This is a genomic window from Gloeocapsopsis crepidinum LEGE 06123 (assembly GCF_015207655.1).
GTDB lineage: Bacteria > Cyanobacteriota > Cyanobacteriia > Cyanobacteriales > Chroococcidiopsidaceae > Gloeocapsopsis > Gloeocapsopsis crepidinum.
Genome location: NZ_JADEWN010000055.1, coordinates 23,339 through 42,357, shown reverse-complemented (window position 1 = coordinate 42,357; position 19,019 = coordinate 23,339). Strand labels below are relative to the sequence as shown.

The window sequence follows — 19,019 nt, the reverse complement described above, 5'->3', positions numbered from 1 at the left end:
CCCACTCGCGTCCCATGTAGCAGAATACTCCAATCAAGAAGTGGAAGATTACCAATTGGTATGGTCCACCGTTGTAGAGCCACTCATCTAATGATGCTGCTTCCCAAATTGGGTAGAAGTGTAGTCCGATCGCGTTTGATGAGGGGACTACTGCACCACTAATGATGTTGTTGCCGTAGATTAATGAACCTGCTACTGGTTCACGGATACCGTCGATGTCTACTGGGGGGGCGGCGATGAAGGCGATGATGAAGCAGGTTGTTGCTGCCAGGAGAGTTGGGATCATCAGTACTCCGAACCAGCCTACGTATAGGCGATTGTCGGTTGATGTTACCCAGTTGCAAAACCTCTCCCACAACGAAGCGCTTTCGCGTCTTTGTAGAGTTGTTGTCATACTATGATTGCTTTTTGTAACTACAAGAGTTATCCGAAGAATAATCAGACAGATTAACTTTGCCTGTATTCATAATTTACATTACTTTACCTAGATTAATCTATATCCAAAGAGTTAATTTGTTAAATATTAGGTAAAACTTCAACTTATATGTTGCTGGGACGCCTACTTGCGATCGAGAACTAAGGCAACTGTTCCACAATCAAGTTGAGTACAACCCAAAACCTCAGCAAAACTGCGAATAACACTTTAAATTTAAGTTCAACTGGATACAAGCAAAAATGACATTTGAGAATCAGGGTAAGAAACAACAGCAGGATATAGACTTATTCTTTTTTAGTCTTAGTCCTCAAGTTTTGTTACAAATTGGCACTGGACCAGTCTTATTAGCAATGTTAGGTCTGAGAGCCTATTCAGAATTAATAGAGTCTGTTGGACAATCTGCAGAGGAAATTTTGCGCGGCGATCGCCTGCCACTACTACCTTTTCCAGAACCTCAAAAAACACCCCAGATTGAATGAGCGCATAAGTTAATTCCAAAGTTTGTTGTTTGTGCAACTACTTGAGGGGAATTTAACCCATAAAATTATTTATATTCCTGGCTTTAAAATTGAACAGACACTATGAGTTCGCTCATCCACCTCTTTTCTGATGAGGCATTGACTGTGCCTTCGGCTTTAGATTTATTTCTCCGGCAACGCCTCCAATTGGTGGAGGACTTGTGGGAGTCTGTTCTGCGGCAAGATTGTGGTCAAGACTTGGTCAATCTTTTAAACCAATTACGCGACCTATGTTCGCCGGAAGGACAAGCGACAAACGACCAAGCGGCGGAAGTCACTAAGTTAATTGCACAGCTTGATCTAAACGAAGCAATTAGAGCGGCACGCGCTTTTGCCTTGTATTTTCAACTGATTAATATTGTCGAGCAGCACTACGAGCAGCGACTACAACTTGCTCGTTCATCGCAGCACAATAGTAGTATCAGCAAACAAACCCTCAATTCAGTAGATGAGCAGTCGCTAGGACTGGAAAACACAATCAACGGACAACCTGGAGCAGAAATGCTCGAAAAAAGCTGGCAAGCAATTCAGCCAGAAGAGCAAAAACATAGTACCTTCCATACTTTGTTTCCTCATTTAAAAGAGCAAAATGTTCCACCCCAGCAAATCCAGCGTCTGATTAATCAACTAGATGTCAGAATGGTCTTTACTGCCCACCCAACCGAAATCGTGCGTCCAACAATTCGCGAAAAACAGCGGCGCATGGCAAAGTTGTTACAAAGATTAGACCAATTAGAGGAAAAGCAAGGATTTCTGAATAAAGCAACATCGTGGGAGGCTACCCAGCTACGCGAACAATTAACTGAGGAAATTCGTCTATGGTGGCGAACAGATGAATTACATCAATTTAAACCCACAGTGTTAGACGAAGTAGAGTATGCATTGCACTACTTTAAGGAAGTCTTGTTTAATGAGATTCCGCAACTTCATCAGCGCTTTAAACATGCATTGTCAAGTTCTTTTCCCCGACTCGAGGCACCAAACCATAATTTCTGTAAGTTTGGCTCTTGGGTAGGAGCAGATCGCGATGGCAATCCTTCTGTAACTTCTCAAGTGACATGGCAAACAGCATGCTACCAGCGTCAAATGGTGCTGGAAAAATACATTCAGTCAGTGAAGCATTTGATTGACTTACTAAGTTTATCGCTTCACTGGAGTGATGTGTTACCAGAATTACTCGAATCACTGGAACAAGATCAATCGCAAATGAGTGAAGTTTATGAGGCGCTAGCGCTGCGTTACCGACAAGAGCCGTATCGTCTCAAGCTATCTTATCTGCTCAAGCGTTTAGAAAATACACGCGATCGCAACAGTCGCTTGTATAGCAGAGATTTACGCCAACGCGAAATTGTTGAACCAGAAAGCGATTCGCGAGGCATCTACCGCTATAGCGCTGAATTCTTGGCAGAATTACGTCTCATTCAACGAAATTTAGAAGCAACTGGCTTAAGCTGTCGCGAATTAGAAAATTTGATTTGTCAAGTAGAAATTTATGATTTCAACTTGGCACATCTCGACATTCGGCAAGAATCATCGCGCCATGCTGATGTGTTGCATGAAATTCTACAGTATCTACAAATCACACCTCGCTCATACAAAGATCTATCAGAAGCAGAACGTGTTGATTGGTTGGTTTCAGAATTACAAACTCGTCGTCCTTTAATTCCAGCGGAGTTACCTTTTACTCCTCAGACGACTGAGGTCATTGAAACATTTCGTGTTGTGCGATCGCTTCAGCAAGAGTTTGGTTCGGGCATCTGCCAAACATACATTATCAGCATGAGTCATGAAGTGAGTGACCTGCTAGAAGTGTTACTTCTCGCTAAAGAAGCAGGGTTGTACGATCCCGCAACAGGTACAAGTACGCTGCAAGTTGTGCCTTTGTTTGAAACTGTTGAAGATCTACTCAGAGCACCAAAGGTAATGCAACAATTGTTTGAATTGCCTTTATACCGCGCATTACTTGCCGGTGGATATCAACAGTCACAAACAGAAGATAACACAACAGCACCGCCGCCCCCTCCTTCAACACTGACACTCAATCTTCAAGAAGTGATGTTGGGGTATTCTGACAGTAATAAAGATTCTGGATTTTTAAGCAGTAATTGGGAAATTCATAAAGCCCAAAAAGCATTGCAGCAAATTGCAGAAGAGTTTGGTTTGCAGTTGCGGATTTTCCACGGACGCGGTGGATCGGTTGGTCGTGGAGGTGGACCAGCTTATGAAGCAATTTTGGCACAGCCTGGACATAGTATCAACGGCAGAATTAAGATTACTGAGCAAGGAGAAGTTTTGGCGTCAAAATATTCTTTGCCAGAACTAGCTGTTTATAATCTAGAAACCATTACAACTGCCGTTGTCCAAGCAAGCTTGCTACGGACTGGATTTGATAATATTCAACCTTGGAATGAAATTATCGAAGAACTCGCAGCGCGATCGCGTAGTCACTATCGCGCTTTAATTTATGAGCAACCAGACTTTATTGACTTTTTCCATCAAGTTACGCCCATAGATGAAATTAGCCAACTCCAGATTAGTTCTCGACCGGCTCGACGCCAAGGTGGAAAGAAAGATCTCAGTTCTTTACGTGCAATTCCTTGGGTATTTAGCTGGACACAAAGCCGTTTTCTTCTACCAGCATGGTACGGTGTAGGTACTGCCTTACAAGAGTTTGTCAACGAAGAACCAGAAGAACACCTCAAGCTGCTACGCTATTTCTACCTCAAATGGCCTTTCTTTAAAATGGCGATTTCTAAAGTTGAAATGACTTTAGCAAAAGTAGATATTCAAATGGCAAAGCACTATGTCCAGGAACTCTCACAACCTGAGGACTTAGCCCGCTTTGAAAGACTGTTTGAGCAAATTGCCAACGAGTTTTACCTCACAAGAGACTTAGTTTCAACAATCACTGGTCACAAACGTCTTTTGGATGGCGATCCAATTTTGCAAAAGTCTGTTCAATTACGCAATGGAACAATTGTGCCTTTAGGCTTTTTGCAAGTTTCTTTGCTCAAGCGACTGCGTCAATGCACTAACACGACATCAGGGGTGATTCACTCGCGTTACAGTAAAGGTGAGTTGCTACGTGGAGCGTTGCTTACAATTAATGGCATTGCTGCTGGCATGCGTAACACTGGTTGATGAAAGGATTGTGGCAAGTAAAACGAATTGTGTTTTGTGCCTGTGTAGCCGTGGCAGTTGGAACTGTTAGTGCTTATGTTGGTAGTCGGATTAGCTTGAGAGTCCAGCGTCAAAGGTGCCAATCTCAACCTTGGGGTTTGGAAAACGTATGTTATGCTTGGGCAGCACCAGGGGCTGTTTGGCAAGGTGGCACTACAGGATTGTACATAGGAACACTTTTAGGTGGAATCCTTGGTTTCTTAGGAACTGCCAAAATCAGTGACAAGCAGCTAACTATTAAAAATGATAAAGATGAGTTGACCGAATTAGAGTTATTTGCTAATGAAATAGAATTAAATGCTACTCAGAAGGCAGCATTGAAGCGATTTTTAATCCTAGTTATCCTAAGAATAGCTACGTGCGATCGTACTGATTCTGAAACTGAGAGTGTTACGCTATCAGCAGAAGAATTAGAACAATTGTTTGCGACTACAGAACACAAGCAACTACTAGAACAGCAGTTGACCCAAGAGCAATTAAGTCAGTTATTGGCAGAAATTAGCGCTTTTGCCCACAACAGACAATTAAATTATTAGCAAACTTCTTCTCAAACTACAAATTAACTAGTTAAAGCTAACTTTCAAATTAAGTCGAGTAAAAAGATTTCCAATTCACTCGACTGTACATTGAGTATTCTTATTTTTAAGATATAGCATCCCAATCATAATATAAATCAATTTACCCGTCTGTAGATGCTGTAGAAATTTGTAATTTTTCCCATGTTTTCCAAGTATTACTTTCTGTATCAAAACATTGCCAAGTAGCAGGGGAACTATCTTGATAGCAGATCAGAACACGCCTACTCGCAGGGTAACTTGAAGAAAAGTATTCCATAAACTGTTCTAAAGGAAAAGTTTTGCGGCTCAGACGTTTGGCAACTGCTTGATTGGGACATTCTATCAGCAATGCAGTTTTTCCACCAAGTTGAGTTAGAGAAAAAATACACATTCTTAAAATAGCTCTTAACCAACTTTCGGAATAATCGAAATACTCATCTACTAGTCTGTTAGTCATTGCTTTTTGTAGAGAGCGGTCTTGTGGATCAGGAACGTAAAAATCAGTCATGGAAAAACGAGGGTGAAAGTATGCATTTGGCTAGAGGTTAGATCAAAAGCTTTGATGGTGGCAAGTGTTTGTTTACTCAATTTTGTGAAAAATTCACATTAAAATTTGATTACTACTGTACTTGCAGGTAACAAATTAGGGTTTGCCGATCGCAGCAGTAGTTCATGGCAACGATCGCTCCTGATAAAATGCAATCGTAGAGTATGACAGCAATCACCATGACTTCTCAAAATTCGATGAATCAAACGACAGGTGCAGATGCAGTTGATGTAGCCATCGCCTCAGGAACTGACTTTGATGGAACTCCTATTCCTTCTGCAAAACTAGAACTCTATCGCCAAGTTATGGCACTAGAAGCAGGTAGGCAGCGTAGTGGCGTTTCTAATACAATGCGATCGCGAATCGTGCGAATTGGTGCGAAGCATATTTCTCAGGTAGAACTTAATCAAATGCTGATTGATGCCGATTTTGCTCCGCTTAAAGACAAAGAAATTGCCTTTTACTACGGTGTAAAGTAGTCATTTAGGCGCTTAAATTGAGGAAATGCGATCGCATTATTACATAGCGATGCTCAGTCGTAGTTGACTCATGGCATAATTACCAGCAATAGCCAGTCAGCCTTGAATATTCATTGCTTATGTCCCCATTTGACGCTAAACCAGCGCTGCTTGTCCTTGCAGATGGAACTGCTTATCGTGGTTTTTCTTTCGGTGCTCCTGGAACCACAATAGGAGAAGTTGTTTTTAATACAGGGATGACAGGCTATCAAGAAGTCTTAACAGATCCAAGTTACTGCGGTCAAATTGTCATCTTTACTTATCCGGAACTCGGTAACACTGGTGTCAATCCAGAAGATGAAGAATCCCATCGACCACAGATTCGAGGTGCTATAGCTCGTAATATCTGTGATAAGCCCAGTAATTGGCGCTCAACTGACAGCTTGCCAGATTATCTTAAGCAGCATAATATCCCAGGCATATATGGTATCGACACTCGCGCTCTTACTCGTAAAATTAGATCTTTTGGTGCTATGAACGGGGGCATTTCTACTGAGATTCTGGATGAATCTGAGCTACTTGAGCAAGTTACAGCGGCCCCCAGTATGAAAGGGTTAAATCTTGTACGGGAAGTTACAACTGCTAATGTTTACGAATGGTCTGATCCCACTACATCAATTTGGGAATTTAAGCCTGTTACTCAAGAAAATGCCACAGAACCTTTGACAGTAGTAGCGATTGATTTTGGTGTCAAGCGAAATATCCTGCGCCGCTTGGCAAGTTACGGCTGTCGAATTGTTGTCGTTCCTGTAAATACTCCATCTGAAGAAATTTTGAAATACAACCCTGATGGGATTTTTCTATCCAATGGTCCTGGCGATCCCGCAGCAGTTATAGAAGGAATTGAAACAACAAAAGCACTGTTAGCAAGCCAAAAACCGATGTTCGGTATTTGTATGGGACATCAAATTTTAGGTCAAGCTCTCGGTGCAGAAACATTTAAACTTAAGTTTGGGCATCGCGGTCTTAATCAACCTGCTGGTCTTAAGCAACGTGTAGAAATTACCAGTCAAAACCATAGTTTTGCGATTGACGCTAATTCATTACCTGATGCGGATATCGAAGTCACTCATCTCAACTTAAATGATTCTACCGTCGCTGGATTACGACACAAGTCACTGCCTTTATTTTCAGTGCAGTATCACCCAGAAGCAAGTCCAGGTCCTCACGATGCTGACTATCTATTTGAGCAGTTTGTCAAATTGATGCGCGAGGCGAAACAAGAACGGGTGACTAGCAGCTATGAATCTTGAATTGTTTGCGAACAAAGGTGCCAGAGGCATTAAAACTTTCTTAACTCTCTAAGCTCAACACTGAAATCTCAGAAATCCCCAACTGCCCCGTCTCCCCAGTTTCCCAATTTCTCCCTCATGGTAGTAGACAAGATCTCAAAAAAGATTTTATACTTGAGCCTCGACTTTAAACATTTTAATTAAGGTTTAGATAGGAGGGTATTATTGCTGAGCCACTAAATATTACAGTTAGTTTGAGAGGAACTCGCGAAGTGCGGGATAACTATCAATTATTCCGGTTCACGGGTCTATTAGATGCTTTTTCTGAGCCCACCTTTCGTAAAGTCATTGGTAAGTGTATCGATGAAGGACCAAAAAACATCATTTTGGATCTCTCGCAGATTGACTTCGTCGATAGTTCAGGTCTAGGCGCTCTAGTGCAACTGGCAAAACAGGCACAAAACGCTGAGGGCACTTCACAGATCGTTACCAATGCCCGCGTGACTCAAACAGTTAAGCTGGTTCGTCTAGAGCAATTTCTCTCCCTGCGACCTTCAGTGGAAGTAGCTCTAGAAAATATTAAATAGTCATGACCTGGCAACAGAAGAGCTAACACATAGCTATCCGGTTGTATTATCTGGGTAGCTTAATTTTTTGATAGACAGCTAATAACTACAAGGCTAGTTGACTAAATTTTAAAAGTAAATAAGCAGTATGTAGCTTAACGACTGTGAAAGCTCTTAATAATTATTATTAAAGACGATCGCTAGTAATAATTGCTCGCCTGAGCCTTGTAAAGGAATGGGGATCGAGGATAATAAACAATTATTTAGCATGAACTTGGCTGTATTGCGGGACTGCCTAGGATTTAGTTTGGTTTGATTGCTGATTCAGGTATCAAGGATAATCTCAATTGTGAACCCAAAGGAGGAAGAGCTACTTGATGGCTCATCTATAATAGAAAGTAAATTAAATGCTAAGTTAGGTCAACTGCTACCAGCCTTGGCTGACGACTTATCGCAGTTACAAGCAATTTCTCCCCATGCTTTGGCGTATTTAGGAGATGCAGTTTATGAGCTTTATATTAGGAGTCATTACCTACTGCCACCCAAGCGCTCCCAGGCTTATCATCGTTTAGTAGTGGCACAAGTAAGAGCAGAAGCACAGGCATTACATTTGCGATCGCTGACTCCTTACCTTACTAGCACTGAACTAGATATAGTCCGTCGCGGTCGAAATGCTGCAACCAAACCTCCCAAGCGAGTGAATCCGGAAATTTATCAACAGGCATCTAGTTTAGAAACTTTAGTTGGCTACCTGTATCTCACTGACTGTCAGCGTCTCACTCAGTTACTACACAAACTGGACTTTGAGCAGCATAGCAATGAGTAATGGAATTTATCTCTCTATACCGAAATTGATTAAGATTGTCGGTTAGATTCAGATAATAGAGATGCCCAACAAAATTTAACATTTTAACTATTACATAAATGGCTAATAAACCACAGAAATTTAGATCTACGGGCGGAGCAAAGCGAAGTAAGCCAGTAAAAATCAGGGATAATGCAACTTCAAAACCTTTGCTCAAATCTCCAAAGCAGGTTGACGTTACACCTACAAGATCTGCTATTCGTAACGTTGATACAGAAGAGTCAACTTCAAGAGAAGACAACGACTTAATCTATGGACGACATCCTGTTTTAGCTGCCCTAGAAAATCAAAGACAGCTTAACCGCATTTGGATTACCTCACGCCTGCGCTATGATTCCCGTTTTCATTCGTTAGTTGCGCAAGCAAAAGAAAACGGTACTGTTATTGATGAAGTTGAATCTAGACGCTTGGATCAAATTACTCATTATGCAAATCACCAAGGAGTTGCCGCTCAAATAGCGCCTTATGCTTATAGCGATTTAAGCGAACTAATCGATAAAGCTAAAGCTAAAACTGAGGCACCTGTGGTCGTAGCAGTAGAAGGTATTACTGATCCCCACAATTTAGGAGCGATTATTCGGACGGCTGAGGCGATCGGGGCGCAGGGACTCGTCATACCTCAAAGACGAGCAGCAGGAATTACCTCTAGCGTTATGAAAGCAGCCGCTGGTGCTTTAGAAAATTTTCCTGTTGCTAGAGTCGTTAATTTCAGTCGGGCTTTAGAAGAACTTAAAGAGGCTGGATTTTGGATTTATGGTACAGCCGCAACAGCAAGCCAACCACTCCATACAGTGCAATTTTCAGGGTCTGTTGTTTTAGTTATTGGTGCTGAAGGAGAAGGTTTGAGTTTGTTGACACAACGCTGCTGTGATGTACTGGTGTCGATTCCACTTTTGGGTAATACCCCAAGCTTGAATGCCTCAGTGGCAGCTGGAATGGCTCTATATGAAATTTACCGCCAACGATGGTTAAATATGCTTCATTTAGAAAAATTAAAATAAGATAATTTGAAAAAAGAAGCGTAACAGAGTATAACAAAGTGTGAAGTATTTAGAAGCAGTAGCAGACCGCGTCACATCTATAACCAATTGACAAAACAGCAAAAACCATGAAGACATTTTGGAATAGTTTTAAAGAAGTTTTAACTAATCTCTTTCATAGCTTAGGCTGGGCTTGGTGGGTAGAAATTGTTACACAAAATCCGCGCTGCACGTATTACTTTGGTCCTTTCTTGAGTGTTAAGGAAGCAAATGCTGCCAAAGCTGGGTATCTAGAGGATTTAGAACAAGAAGGCGCACAAGGGATCGCTGTAGCAGTCAAGCGCTGCAAACCTAAGAATTTGACAGTTGCTGATGACTTAGGAGATATGATTCAGCCTAAAGCCACACCAATTTTTAGCGGTCAGATATAGAAGAGAGTTGGAGAAGTAGGAAGTCGTGAAGTGTTGAGCTTAAGAGAGTTATGAGTTATTGTCTTCAATTCAAAACGTGCTAACGCACCGCTACGCTAACAAAACTTAAAATTCAAAACTATTCACTAATTACTTCTTGATCGCTTCTGGGTGTTGAATAATCCATTGGTCAACATCACTCAGCACCTGTTGAGGAATTTCCCACGGGAAAAGATGAGCTGTGTTTGGGTAACAGTGCCATTGGCAATGTTTCAGGTATTGTGCAGTTTCAAGACTCGATTCAGCAGTGATATGAAAATCACTTGCTCCGGCTAACATCAAGCTGGGACAAGTAATCTTGTGCAAGTCTGATAAGCGATCGTAACCAGATCGTAAAGCAGTATTTAATGCTCGTTGCGCAGCAGCAGAAGTTTGGAGGTATGCAGCGATCGCATCAGTAGCTAGATAGCGGTAGGCAGTAGAAGAATGTTGTTGAATAAGGTAGCGGTAGAGCGATCGCTTACCAAAAGTCTCAATATTCCACTGCCAACTTGGTTGTAACCAGTTTATAACAGATGCGACACCAGTATACACATTATCTTGCCAGCTAATCGGTGGATGATTTCCTCTAGGACGCGCTGCAGTTGCGACGAGAATTAGCCCGCTAACCTGTTCGGGCAATTTGAGTGCGAGTTCCATAGCTAGAATTCCGCCCAAAGACCATCCTAGAACTAAACAGCGCTGAATCTTCAAGCGGTCTATCAGTGCTTCCAAGTCAAGTAAGTGATCGGTCATTGAAAAATTTTGTTGCGTACGACTGCTGCCGTATCCGCGTAAATCTGGGGCAACCGTACGGAAACGCTGAGACAAATGGTTGGTAAAAACAGATAAACTACGCCCTGAACCTGGATGACCATGCAAGCAGAGAATGGGGAAACCGTTTCCTTGAATGTGAACGTTGAGGTTCACTGGTTGAGCAGTTTGAGATAAAGACACTAGATAAAAATAAGCCGCAATATATTTACTATAAGATCTATAGAGGTCAGGGTTCAGGGAGACAAGAAAATATAGAACTTAAAATAAATATCACTAGAGGCTATTATATCGATGAGGATTCCTCGAATGCCTTGCACAGATAGCAGAAAGAGGAATTACAAGATTTACTGATCGTTCTCTAGCCTCCGATCCCTGACCTCCGATACCTTTGAACGAGTCACTTTTTACGTAAGTCCTGAATTAAACTAAATAATCTGGATTACAAGTCAAAGGAGCAAACAATGGCATCCATCCGCGAGTTGCACCAACAACTGGTGAGCAAAGAACGCTCTGCGGTTGAAATTACTCAAGAAGCTTTGCAGCACATCGCAGCATTAGAGCCGAAGTTACACAGCTTCTTATCGGTGACAGCAGATACAGCGCTAGCACAGGCGCAAGCAGTGGATGCCAAAATCGCTGCGGGAGAAGAAATAGGGGTACTCGCAGGAATTCCGATTGGCATCAAAGACAATATGTGTACCAAGGGAATTCGGACAACGTGTGCTTCTAAAATTTTGGAGAACTTTGTACCGCCGTACGAATCAACCGTGACGCAAAAGCTAGCCGATGCAGGTACTGTCATGGTGGGCAAAACGAATTTAGATGAATTCGCGATGGGCAGTTCTACAGAAAACTCCGCATTTCAAGTCACTGCGAATCCTTGGGATTTAGAACGAGTCCCTGGTGGTTCTTCTGGTGGTTCAGCGGCGGCAGTAGCAGCGCAAGAGTGTGTTGTTGCTCTAGGTTCTGATACTGGCGGTTCAATTCGTCAACCAGCGTCGTTTTGTGGCGTTGTTGGAATGAAACCTACTTATGGGCTAGTGTCGCGTTATGGTTTAGTGGCGTTTGCTTCATCATTGGATCAAATAGGACCCTTTGGACGCACTGTAGAAGATGCAGCAATTTTACTCGGTGCGATCGCTGGATACGATCCCAAAGATTCAACCAGTCTCAAAGCCGAAGTTCCAGACTATACGCAAGCTTTAAAACCTGATGTTAAGAATCTTCGCATTGGCATTATCAAAGAAACCTTTGGTGAAGGATTAGATCCTGCGGTAGAACAAGCTATTACAAAAGCGATTGAGCAACTTCGCGATTTAGGAGCAGAAATTCAAGAAATTTCCTGTCCGCGCTTTCGCTATGGATTACCTACCTATTACATCATTGCGCCTTCGGAGGCTTCGGCGAACTTAGCACGTTATGATGGAGTCAAATACGGCTTCCGCACGACAGATGCCGAAAATCTCCTCTCAATGTACAACCGTACTCGTGCTGCTGGGTTTGGTACAGAAGTCAAACGGCGGATTATGGTGGGAACTTACACCCTGTCAGCAGGCTATTACGATGCGTATTATTTAAAGGCACAAAAAGTCCGCACTCTCATTAAGCAAGACTTTGAAAAGGCGTTTGCCAATGTTGATATTTTAGTGTCTCCAACTGTACCTACAACAGCATTTAAGGCAGGAGAAAAGACGGACGATCCCCTAAGTATGTACCTGACTGATTTGATGACAATTACCGTCAATCTCGCGGGTTTACCAGGAATAAGTATTCCCTGTGGTTTTGATGACAAAGGCTTACCAATAGGATTACAGTTAATCGGCAATGTGTTGCGTGAAGATCTGCTATTTCAAGTTGCGTATGCCTATGAGCAGGCTACAGAATGGCACAAACACACTCCCAAATTGTTGATATAGCGATCGCCACAGTTACTGTATAGTGATGCACAGCAGTGAGTTTTTATTATAAAGTTGTGCATCCATACGCAAGTGGAAGGGTATCCATGCTCAACAAATTATCTTTGAGGTGGCTGCTGAGTGCTGGGTTAATTGCTGCACTCTTTTATATCGGGTTGAGCGTATATCTCTTTTTTCAGCAAACCCGCTTCATTTTTTTTCCTTCACCCATCATTCAAACGACACCAGAATTTTTTAACCTCCGCTATCAAGAAGTATGGCTACCTGTCACCACAACCACAAGACAAGTAGAACGCATTCATGGCTGGTGGATTCCTGCGACTCAATCCAACGGAAAAGTCCTGCTATATTTACACGGCAACGGTATCAATATTGGTGCAAATGTTGCTCACGCCCATCGGTTTCACCAGATGGGTTTTTCAGTCTTACTAATTGATTATCGTGGCTACGGGCGCAGTGAGGGGGCTTTTCCTTCTGAAGCGAGTGTTTATCAAGACGCTGCAGTGGCGTGGGATTATCTTGTAACCCAGCAACAAATCGATCCGAGTCAGATTTTTATTTATGGGCATTCTTTGGGTGGTGCGATCGCCATTCACCTAGCACTACAACAACCTAATGCGGCAGGATTAATTGTCGAAAGCTCGTTTACTTCAATCCGTGCCATGATTGACTTTCAGCGTGCCTACCGTATATTTCCTATTGATTTAATTTTGCGTCAGCGCTTCGACTCAATTAGTAAAGTACCCGCTTTACAAACTCCTGTTTTATTTCTTCATGGTACTGCAGATTGGCAAGTCCCTGCGCAAATGAGCGAACAACTCTACGCTGCTGCGCCTGAACCAAAGCAGTTGGTTTTGATTCCTGGTGCGGGACATAATAATGTTGCAGAAGTTGCCGGTTCTAAATATTTTCAAGTGGTACAAAACTTTGTTCGACAAGTTTCAACTCAGAAAGTGGCGGAACACTAAAACCCATGGAGTTAAAGGATGCAACTACAACTAAATCAACTAGATGTTAAGCCAGGGCAAAGAGTACTACTACGAAACATCAGCTGGAACGAGTTTGAACAGATTGTAGATGAGTTAGGTTCTCGTGCTTCTCGCCTTGCCTACTACAAAGGAATGCTGGAGATTATGATACCGCTGGCAGAAGACGAAGATGGCAAGATTCTGATCAGTAACCTAGTCGAAATTTTACTAGAAGAACTTGATATTGAATTTAGAAATCTCGGTTCTACTACTTTTAAACGTAGAGATATGGCAAGTGGTGTAGAACCTGATGCTTGCTTTTATATCCAGCATGAGGCAGCGATTAGAGGTAAAAGTAAAATTGATGCTAATGTTGACCCGCCACCTGATTTAGCGATTGAAATTGATATTACAAGTGCTTCCGAAATTAAAAAAAGTAGCTATGAAGCTTTGGGTGTTCCTGAGTTATGGATTTATGATGGGCGATCGCTACAAATATATGTACTGCAACAGCAGTATGTTGCTACACAGCAAAGTCAGATTTTCCCTAACTTACCAATTGTAGAATTTATCCCCCAATACATTGCCCACAGTAAGGTGCAGGGAAGAAACGCAGCAATCAAGGCTTTTCGCACTTGGGTACAACATTTGTAATTTTGGAGAGGCGATCGCGCATCATGTCACGCCAACAAATTATTGCCATGGGTGGCGGTGGTTTCTCGATGGAACCAGAGAACCTGCTATTAGATCAATACATCCTAAGTTTAGTTAACAAAGAAAAACCAAAAGTCTGCTTTGTTCCCACTGCTAGTGGCGATGCAGAAGATTACATCGCAAGGTTTTACGCCTCCTATCAAACTTTACCATCCACACCCTCACATCTGTCACTATTTAAACCACCACACGTTGACTTAAGGACTTTAGTTCTAGAGCAAGACATTATTTATGTAGGAGGTGGAAGCACTAAGAACTTGCTGGCGCTTTGGAAAGAGTGGGAACTAGACAAAATTCTCAAAGAAGCATGGAAAAGTAGTATTATCCTTGCTGGTTTAAGTGCGGGTTCGATTTGCTGGTTTGAGCAAGGAGTTACTGATTCGCTTCCTGGAGAATTAATCGTGTTACCTTGTCTTGGCTTGCTTCAGGGCAGCAATTGCCCGCATTATGATGGAGAATTAGAAAGAAGACCTGCTTACCATCGTTTACTATCAGCAGGAAAAATTAGTGATGGATATGCTGCAGATGATGGCGTGGCGCTGCATTTTATTGAAAATAGACTAGAGCAGATTGTTAGTTCTCGTCCCTATGCAAAAGCTTATCGATTGCAAAGGATGGAAGATGGAATTCAAGAAACTCCTTTAGAAACAGTAGACTTGGGTGCTGGATTAGCCAAAAATCAGAAGGCTACATGATCTGCCCAAGAAAATTAGAGAAATAAAAACAATATTGTTAAAAGTAGGGTTTACATACAAACCTGCAAAAGGTAGCCATACTAAGTAGAGACATCCACAATTATCTCAAGCAATAATTATAGCGGGTAAAGATAGCAATGATGCAAAAAAGATATTTAGAAAGACAAGTTGCTCAAGCTATTAATTAATTAAAACAAATAAGTGAAAAGGAGATAGAAGAATGAAATACACTATTATTATTCAGTGGTCGGACGAGGATCAATGTTTTGTTGTCATCCTACCTGAATTTAAAGATATGATGCAGCCAGTCACTCACGGGGACACCTATAAAGAAGCTCTGAAAAATGCTCAAGAAGTTTTAGAACTTTTAGTAGAATCAGTAGTAGAAGATGGTGAAATTTTGCCAGAACCTTTAACTGTAGGAAAGTCGTTTCAAGTGGCTTAAATCTTAGTTATTTAATTCTCTTATTATAAAGTTTATGTCTTTTGTTGGTTTACACATTCATAGTGATTACAGTTTACTCGATGGTGCAAGTCAAATACCTGCACTCATTGAACGAGCCAATGAGTTAGGCATGAAAGCGATCGCGCTGACCGATCACGGTGTCATGTATGGTGCAATCGAACTTATTAAAATTTGCCGAAACAAAAACGTTAAGCCCATTATTGGCAATGAAATGTATGTTATCAATGGAGATATTGAGGAGAAAAAACGTCGCCCTCGTTATCACCAAGTTGTTTTAGCAAAAAACACAAAGGGTTACAAAAATCTTGTTAAATTAACAACAATTTCTCACCTTAAAGGTATTCAAGGTAAAGGAATTTTCTCGCGCCCTTGTGTGAATAAAGAGCTATTAAAAGAATATCATGAAGGACTAATTGTTACTAGTGCTTGTTTAGGTGGAGAAGTACCGCAAGCAATTCTGCGAGGCAGATTAGATATTGCACGGAAAGTAGCACAGGAATATAAGGATATATTTGGTGATGATTATTATTTAGAAATTCAAGACCACGGCTCCCAAGAAGACCGAATTGTTAATATTGAAATTATTAAAATTGCCCGAGAATTAAATATTAAGTTTATTGCTACAAACGATTCGCATTATATTTCTTGCTTCGACGTAGAAGCACACGACGCTTTGTTGTGCATTCAAACTGGAAAACTCATTGCAGAAGATAAACGGATGCGATACAGCGGGACAGAGTATCTCAAATCTGCAGAAGAGATGAGTCAGCTGTTTCGCGATCATTTACCTGATGATGTGATTCAAGAAGCGATCGCCACCACGTTGGAAATTGCTGATAAGGTTGAACCTTACCATATCATGGGCGAACCGCGAATTCCTAATTATCCAGTTCCCGCAGGACATACCGCCGATACTTTTCTAGAAGAAGTCGTCTGGGAGGGAATGTTAGAACGCTTCAGAAAGCGATCGCGCAGTGAAATTGATCCAACATATAAAGAAAGGTTGGATTATGAACTAAAGATGATCCAACAAATGGGTTTTTCTACGTACTTTTTAGTTGTTTGGGACTATATTAAGTATGCTAGAGATCATCAGATTCCTGTAGGTCCTGGACGGGGTTCTGCAGCCGGTTCTTTAGTCGCTTATGCTTTAAGAATTACAAATATTGACCCTGTTCATCACGGATTACTGTTTGAGCGCTTTTTGAATCCTGAACGCAAATCAATGCCTGATATTGATACAGATTTCTGTATCGAAAGACGCGATGAAGTTATTGAATATGTAACACGAAAATATGGAACAGATCGAGTCGCCCAAATTATTACTTTTAACCGTCTTACTTCTAAAGCTGTTTTAAAAGACGTGGCACGGGTATTAGATATTCCCTATGGTGAGGCTGACCGGATGGCAAAGCTAATTCCTGTAGTGCGTGGTAAGCCAACTAAGCTTGCTGTGATGATTTCTGATGCAACTCCAGCACCAGAGTTTAAAGAAAAATATCAAAATGATCCTAAAGTCCGTCACTGGGTTGATATGGCAATTCGGATTGAAGGAACTAACAAAACCTTTGGCGTTCATGCTGCAGGAGTTGTTATTTCTTCGGAACCTTTAGATGAGATTGTTCCATTGCAAAAAAATAATGATGGTTCAGTTATCACCCAGTATTTTATGGAAGATTTGGAATCACTGGGATTGCTGAAGATGGACTTTTTGGGATTGAAGAATTTAACTCTTATTCAGAAAACAATCGAGTTAATCAAACAAAACCAAAATATCGAGATTGATCCCGACTATCTACCCTTGGAAGAAAGAAAGGTTCAAAAAATCTTAGCTAAGGGCGAAGTCAAAAAAATGCCGCAAGAAGTTCAAAAAACCTATAAAGTTCTTGAAGAAGGAGAACTAGAAGGAATTTTTCAACTTGAATCTTCAGGAATGCGGCAAATTGTTCGCGATTTAAAGCCTTCGTGTATTGAAGACATTTCTTCAATTTTGGCATTATATCGTCCTGGACCCCTCGATGCTGGGCTTATTCCTAAGTTTATTAACCGCAAGCATGGTCGCGAAGAATTAGACTACATTCATCCACTATTAGAGCCAATATTAAATGAAACTTATGCAGTCTTAGTCTATCAAGAGCAAATCATGAAAATGGCTCAAGATTTAGCAGGATATTCTTTAGGACAAGCAGATCTTTTACGGCGGGCTATGGGTAAAAAGAAAGTTTCCGAGATGCAAAAACATCGAGAAGCTTTTGTGGATGGTGCAGCTAAAAATGGTGTAAGAAAACAAGTCGCTGAAGAGTTGTTTGACCAAATGGTCAAGTTCGCTGAATACTGTTTTAACAAATCCCATTCGACTGCTTACGGTTATGTCACTTATCAAACTGCATATTTAAAAGCAAATTACCCTGTAGAATACATGGCAGCACTGCTGACAGCGAACAGCGGTGATACGGATAAGCTCCAAAAATATCTTTCTACGTGTCTGAATATGAATATTCAGATTGAACCACCAGATATTAACCGTTCTGGGGTGGATTTTACACCTGTAGCCGGTAAAATTTTGTTTGGCTTATCAGCTGTCAGAAATGTTGGACAAGGAGCGATCGCATGGATTTTAGAAGCCCGTAACGAGGGCGGTGAATTTCAATCTCTTGCCGATTTGTGCGATCGCGTCGATCTGCGTGCTGTGAATCGCCGTACCTTAGAAGCTTTAATTCATTGCGGTGCTTTTGATAAACTCGAAGCTAATCGCAACCAACTGATGCAAGACCTTGAGTTAGCAATCGATTGGGCGCAATCGCGTGCGAAAGATCGTGCGAGTGGTCAAGTTAATTTGTTTGATTGGAGTGGGACAACTAATAATGACGATAATACTAGTTATGAATTAGCACCCAAAGCCCCTTCTGTTGCAGACTACCCACCTATGGAAAAACTGCGATGGGAAAAAGAATTACTTGGTTTTTACGTTTCCGATCATCCGTTGAAGTCTCTTCGTTCTCGGGCACAAATTTTATCGCCGATAAATCTATCGCAATTGGGCGATCAAAAAGATAGTACTTTGGTGTGTGCCGTGGTCATGGTGACTAATATTAAACCAGTAGTCACTAAAAAAGGCGATCGCATGGCAATTTTACAAATAGAAGATTTAACTGGACAAACTGAAGCCGTTGTATTTCCAAAAGCTTACGAACGTATCGGCACATCACTCGTTGCTGATGCCAGAATGGTCGTCTGGGGTAAAGTAGATCGCCGTGATGACCAACTTCAGTTGATTGTAGAAGATGCTGAATCAATTGAAACTGTGCAGCTAGTTATGGTGGAACTCGATCCTCAGCAAGCGGCAACTCTTGATTATCAACACCGCTTGAAAACTATTTTACAAGAACAGTTAGGTGAGAAAGATAAGGCAAAGATTCCTGTTTTGGCGCTAGTAAAATCAGGCGATCGCAATCAATTAGTCCGCTTCGGGCGTCAGTTTTGGGTGCAAAATGGTCAAGCAACGGTAGAAATGCTTAAAACTGCAAGCTTTTCTGCTTACACTCAACCAATTGCTAGTCAATTTTAATGCTGCCTTTCTCTGTGATTCAATTCTGTTCTCTTCAGAGTTGCCACGTGTAGAACAAAGAGAGTAC

Annotated in this window: 17 protein-coding genes and 1 pseudogene; 15 read left to right on the top strand and 3 right to left on the bottom strand. The window is 41.6% G+C overall.

What is annotated here, in order from left to right:
• Positions 1 to 394 (bottom strand): annotated as a pseudogene (locus IQ230_RS19340) (photosystem II q(b) protein); the annotation flags it as partial.
• A 281-nt stretch (positions 395 to 675) separates the two neighbouring features.
• Between IQ230_RS19340 and IQ230_RS19335 the strand changes: the two are divergent.
• From IQ230_RS19335 to IQ230_RS26880, 3 genes are all read left to right on the top strand, one after another.
• Positions 676 to 915 (top strand): hypothetical protein, encoded by a 240-nt coding sequence (locus IQ230_RS19335; protein ID WP_193933885.1) that lies wholly within the window; start codon positions 676 to 678, stop codon positions 913 to 915.
• A 102-nt stretch (positions 916 to 1,017) separates the two neighbouring features.
• Complete coding sequence (gene ppc, locus IQ230_RS19330) at positions 1,018 to 4,095, top strand: phosphoenolpyruvate carboxylase (protein WP_193933884.1); 3,078 nt, start codon at positions 1,018 to 1,020, stop codon at positions 4,093 to 4,095.
• Positions 4,095 to 4,670, top strand: a complete 576-nt coding sequence (locus IQ230_RS26880; protein WP_228055149.1) for a hypothetical protein — start codon at positions 4,095 to 4,097, stop codon at positions 4,668 to 4,670. Before ppc ends, IQ230_RS26880 begins: the two co-directional genes overlap by 1 nt.
• Before the next feature lie 142 nt (positions 4,671 to 4,812).
• Here IQ230_RS26880 and IQ230_RS19320 read toward each other — a convergent pair whose 3' ends face one another.
• Entirely contained in the window at positions 4,813 to 5,199 is a 387-nt protein-coding gene (locus IQ230_RS19320; protein ID WP_193933883.1) for a hypothetical protein, read from the bottom strand.
• Between the two features lie 218 nt (positions 5,200 to 5,417).
• Here IQ230_RS19320 and IQ230_RS19315 point away from each other — a divergent pair, with 218 nt between their 5' ends.
• From IQ230_RS19315 to IQ230_RS19290, 6 genes are all read left to right on the top strand, one after another.
• On the top strand, positions 5,418 to 5,717 hold the full coding sequence (locus IQ230_RS19315) for a small RNA NsiR4-regulated ssr1528 family protein (RefSeq protein ID WP_193933882.1): 300 nt from the start codon (positions 5,418 to 5,420) through the stop codon (positions 5,715 to 5,717).
• A gap of 119 nt (positions 5,718 to 5,836) precedes the next feature.
• Positions 5,837 to 7,009, top strand: coding sequence for a glutamine-hydrolyzing carbamoyl-phosphate synthase small subunit (carA, locus tag IQ230_RS19310; RefSeq protein ID WP_193933881.1), 1,173 nt, complete (start codon positions 5,837 to 5,839; stop codon positions 7,007 to 7,009).
• Positions 7,010 to 7,230: 221 nt separating this feature from the next.
• The gene (locus IQ230_RS19305) at positions 7,231 to 7,575 is read left to right on the top strand and encodes an STAS domain-containing protein (protein WP_322742487.1); all 345 of its coding nucleotides are present in this window, start codon (positions 7,231 to 7,233) and stop codon (positions 7,573 to 7,575) included.
• A gap of 370 nt (positions 7,576 to 7,945) precedes the next feature.
• Complete coding sequence (locus tag IQ230_RS19300) at positions 7,946 to 8,380, top strand: Mini-ribonuclease 3 (RefSeq protein ID WP_407646686.1); 435 nt, start codon at positions 7,946 to 7,948, stop codon at positions 8,378 to 8,380.
• A gap of 98 nt (positions 8,381 to 8,478) precedes the next feature.
• Complete coding sequence (gene rlmB / locus IQ230_RS19295; protein ID WP_193933879.1) at positions 8,479 to 9,420, top strand: 23S rRNA (guanosine(2251)-2'-O)-methyltransferase RlmB; 942 nt, start codon at positions 8,479 to 8,481, stop codon at positions 9,418 to 9,420.
• Between the two features lie 107 nt (positions 9,421 to 9,527).
• Positions 9,528 to 9,830 (top strand): DUF1816 domain-containing protein, encoded by a 303-nt coding sequence (locus IQ230_RS19290; RefSeq protein ID WP_193933878.1) that lies wholly within the window; start codon positions 9,528 to 9,530, stop codon positions 9,828 to 9,830.
• A 129-nt stretch (positions 9,831 to 9,959) separates the two neighbouring features.
• On the opposite strand, the gene IQ230_RS19285 is transcribed toward IQ230_RS19290, so the two are convergent.
• Positions 9,960 to 10,805 carry an alpha/beta fold hydrolase gene (locus IQ230_RS19285; protein WP_193933877.1) on the bottom strand — a complete coding sequence of 282 codons (846 nt, stop codon included), beginning with the start codon at positions 10,803 to 10,805 and terminating at the stop codon, positions 9,960 to 9,962.
• Between the two features lie 281 nt (positions 10,806 to 11,086).
• Here IQ230_RS19285 and gatA point away from each other — a divergent pair, with 281 nt between their 5' ends.
• The 6 genes from gatA to IQ230_RS19255 all read left to right on the top strand — a co-directional run bounded on the left by gatA (position 11,087) and on the right by IQ230_RS19255 (position 18,952).
• Positions 11,087 to 12,541, top strand: coding sequence for an Asp-tRNA(Asn)/Glu-tRNA(Gln) amidotransferase subunit GatA (gene gatA, locus IQ230_RS19280; RefSeq protein WP_193933876.1), 1,455 nt, complete (start codon positions 11,087 to 11,089; stop codon positions 12,539 to 12,541).
• An 86-nt stretch (positions 12,542 to 12,627) separates the two neighbouring features.
• Positions 12,628 to 13,509, top strand: a complete 882-nt coding sequence (locus tag IQ230_RS19275) for an alpha/beta hydrolase (RefSeq protein ID WP_193933875.1) — start codon at positions 12,628 to 12,630, stop codon at positions 13,507 to 13,509.
• 18 nt (positions 13,510 to 13,527) lie between these two features.
• Positions 13,528 to 14,163, top strand: a complete 636-nt coding sequence (locus IQ230_RS19270) for a Uma2 family endonuclease (protein WP_193933874.1) — start codon at positions 13,528 to 13,530, stop codon at positions 14,161 to 14,163.
• A complete protein-coding gene (locus tag IQ230_RS19265) occupies positions 14,145 to 14,918 on the top strand; it encodes a Type 1 glutamine amidotransferase-like domain-containing protein (protein WP_228055147.1) in 774 nt (257 codons plus the stop codon). The genes IQ230_RS19270 and IQ230_RS19265 overlap by 19 nt, the downstream gene beginning before the upstream one ends.
• A gap of 220 nt (positions 14,919 to 15,138) precedes the next feature.
• The gene (locus IQ230_RS19260) at positions 15,139 to 15,363 is read left to right on the top strand and encodes a type II toxin-antitoxin system HicB family antitoxin (protein WP_193933873.1); all 225 of its coding nucleotides are present in this window, start codon (positions 15,139 to 15,141) and stop codon (positions 15,361 to 15,363) included.
• Between the two features lie 34 nt (positions 15,364 to 15,397).
• Positions 15,398 to 18,952 carry a DNA polymerase III subunit alpha gene (locus tag IQ230_RS19255; protein ID WP_193933872.1) on the top strand — a complete coding sequence of 1,185 codons (3,555 nt, stop codon included), beginning with the start codon at positions 15,398 to 15,400 and terminating at the stop codon, positions 18,950 to 18,952.
• Positions 18,953 to 19,019 lie beyond the last annotated feature (67 nt).